This window comes from Streptomyces ipomoeae 91-03, from assembly GCF_000317595.1.
Taxonomy (GTDB): domain Bacteria; phylum Actinomycetota; class Actinomycetes; order Streptomycetales; family Streptomycetaceae; genus Streptomyces; species Streptomyces ipomoeae.
Genome location: NZ_AEJC01000589.1, coordinates 1 through 2,815 on the forward strand (window position 1 = coordinate 1; position 2,815 = coordinate 2,815).

General features: G+C 69.9%; 1 protein-coding gene and 1 pseudogene. One reads left to right on the forward strand and one right to left on the reverse strand.

Annotated elements, in window-relative coordinates; translation table 11 throughout:
- The first annotated feature begins 153 nt into the window (after nucleotides 1-153).
- Nucleotides 154-1,881, forward strand: a complete 1,728-nt coding sequence (locus STRIP9103_RS37890; RefSeq protein WP_009335314.1) for a penicillin-binding transpeptidase domain-containing protein — start codon at nucleotides 154-156, stop codon at nucleotides 1,879-1,881.
- Nucleotides 1,882-2,067: 186 nt separating this feature from the next.
- Here the strand turns inward: STRIP9103_RS37890 and STRIP9103_RS37895 are convergent.
- Nucleotides 2,068-2,694: pseudogene (locus STRIP9103_RS37895) on the reverse strand (RBBP9/YdeN family alpha/beta hydrolase); the annotation flags it as partial.
- Nucleotides 2,695-2,815 lie beyond the last annotated feature (121 nt).

Below are 2,815 nucleotides of genomic sequence, written 5' to 3' on the forward strand. Positions count from 1 at the left end.
CCCCCACGCACCCGCAGCCGCCCGAATAGCACTTCGCCCGAGCTCTTGGGCACTGTCGGCAGCTCTTAGGCGATGGCGCCCCCGGGACTCTAGGGTGGTGATCCTCGTTGTTGAGGGACGAGAGACAGTCGGGGGCAGCGGAAGGTCGGGAGCGTGGGTAAGAGAAGGCGTGTCGACGAGCGGAAGGCCGCGAAGTCGACGAGGTCGCGGCGGCAGATCGTACTCGGCGGCGTGGCCGTCATGGCCCTCGGAGGCGGCGCGTTCGCCGTGTACACGGTGTTCGGCGGCGGAGCGGCGGCCGAGGACGGTTCGGCGTCGTCCGCCGACGGGAAGGCCGTGAAGACCGGCCCGCTGTCGGCCACCGAGGTCCGCACGGCCGCCACCACCTTCCTCACGGCCTGGCAGAAGGGCTCGGTCGCGAAGGCCGCCGCCGCCACGGACGACGCGACGGCCGCGAAGACCGCGTTGACCGGCTTCACCAAGGACGCCCACATCAAGGACGTCACGCTCACCCCCGGCAAACGCACGGGCGACAAGTTCGCGTTCTCCGTCAAGGGCACCGTCTCCTACAAGGGCACGAGCAAGCCCCTCACGTACAAGTCGTCCCTGACCGTCGTACGGGCCGAGAAGGACGGCGAACCGGTGGTCGGCTGGCAGCCGTCCGTCGTCCACCCCGACCTCGGCGAGGGCGACCGTCTGGTGACCGGCGAGGCGGGCACGCCCCCGGTGAAGGCCCTCGACCGGGACGGCGGCGAGCTGACCGCGAAGAAGTACCCCTCGCTGGGGACGGTCCTGGACGGGCTCAGGGAGAAGTACGGCGAGAAGGCGGGCGGCAAGGCGGGCGTCGAACTGCGGGTCGTCCGGGCGAAGCCGGAGCAGAGCGGGAAGAGCGAGGAGAAGGAACAGAAGGAGCAGAAAGAACAGAAGGCGGCGGACAAGACTCTGCTGGAGCTGAGCAAGGGGACGCCGGGCGAGCTGAAGACCACGCTCAGCCCGTCCCTCCAGGCCGCCGCCGAGGAGCAGGTGGCCACGACGAAGCGGGCCTCGGTCGTCGTGATGCGCCCCTCCACCGGCGAGATCCTGGCCGTGGCCAACTCGGGCCACGGCTTCAACGTCGCCTTCCAGGGCTCCCTCGCCCCCGGCTCCACGATGAAGATCGTCTCCTCGGCACTTCTCATCGACAAGGGCCTGGCCTCGGCGGACAAGGTCCACCCCTGCCCCAAGTACGCGTCGTACGGCGGCTGGAAGTTCCAGAACGACGACAAGTTCCAGATCAACGGCGGTACGTTCAAGGCGAGCTTCGCCCGCTCCTGCAACACCGCCTTCATCTCCCAGGCGAAGAAGCTCGACGACAACTCCCTGACCCTGGAGGCCCAGCAGGTCTTCGGCCTCGGCATGAACAACTGGGCGATCGGGGTGTCCAGCTTCGACGGCGCGGTACCGGTGCAGAGCGACGCGCCCATGGCCGCCTCGCTGATCGGCCAGGGCGGGGTGCGCATGAACCCGCTGAACATGGCCTCGGTGGTGTCCACGGCGAAGACGGGCGTCTTCAAGCAGCCGTATCTCGTCTCCCCGTCCGTCGACGGCCGCACCCTCGCCACGGCCTCCCGGCCCATGTCCGACACCGTCCGCTCCCAGCTCCGCGAACTCCTCCAGTACACCGCCGCGGCCGGTACGGCGGCCGAGGCCATGGCGGGTCTCGGCCCCGACTACGGTGCGAAGACCGGCTCCGCCGAGGTCGACGGCCAGAAGCAGCCCAACGGCTGGTTCACCGCCTGGAAGGGCGACCTCGCCTCCGCCGGAGTCGTCCAGCAGGGCGGCCATGGCAGCGAGTCGGCCGGCCCGATCGTGGCGGCACTGCTGAAGGCGGGGAGCAGCTGAGCCGGGGCCGCCGTAGCGGAGGCGGCTGAGGTGTGAGTGACGCGCCCACTGTCAGCGACTGTTGTGCGTACGACTGCCGTGCGTATGGCTGCCGTGCGTACGGCTGTCCTGCGTACGGCTGTCCTGCGTACGGCTGTCGCGCGTACGGCTGTCATACGCACGGCTGTCGCGCGTACGGCTGTCCTGCGTACGGCTTCGGATCGGTGTCTTCTCGTACGACGTCGGCGTGGGCTCCAGGCACCAGTCGAGCAGCGACGGCCAATCGCCGTAGCCCGAGTCCGGGTTGAGGTGGGCCTGGCCCGGTAGCAGGTCGGCGGGGAGGGCGAGCGGTTCCGCGTATGTCGTGGTGGCGCCCTGGGGGCAGTACGGGTCGTCGTCGCTGCCGACGACCCGGGTGTACGTGGCCGCCTCGGACAGCTGCGCGGGCGTCAGCGGTGGTGGGGCGAACTCGGCGATCTCCGGGTGTCGCAGGGCGACCTCGGGGGCGGGTGGGGCGATGAGGAGTACGCGGTCGACGGGGCCGGTGGACAGTACGTCGTCCCGGGCCACCGCGTGCAGCCACAGCAGGCAGGCCAGGCTGTGGCATATGACGGTGACCCGTCTTCCTTCCAACTCCCCCAGCAACGCGTCCAGCTCCGCCAGCCAGCGCTCCAGGTCCGGGTCGTCCGGTTCCGGTAGTTGGGGGTATGCCACCTCGTGGCCGAGGTCGGTGAGGCGGTCGGCGAGCCAGTGCTGCCAATGGTTGGCGGGCCGGTGGTTCTGCCAGCCGTGGAGGATGAGGAATGCGCGGCCGTGGTTGCCCGTCGGGGTCACCGGTGTCTCTGTCACCCTCCGATCGTCAACGAAACCGATCACTCGGGTCCAGTGCCGTCTCTGTCCCTGGAAGGGGTTCCTCGCCCCCGCCGCCCCTACCCGTCCCATCCCCCAGGGGCTG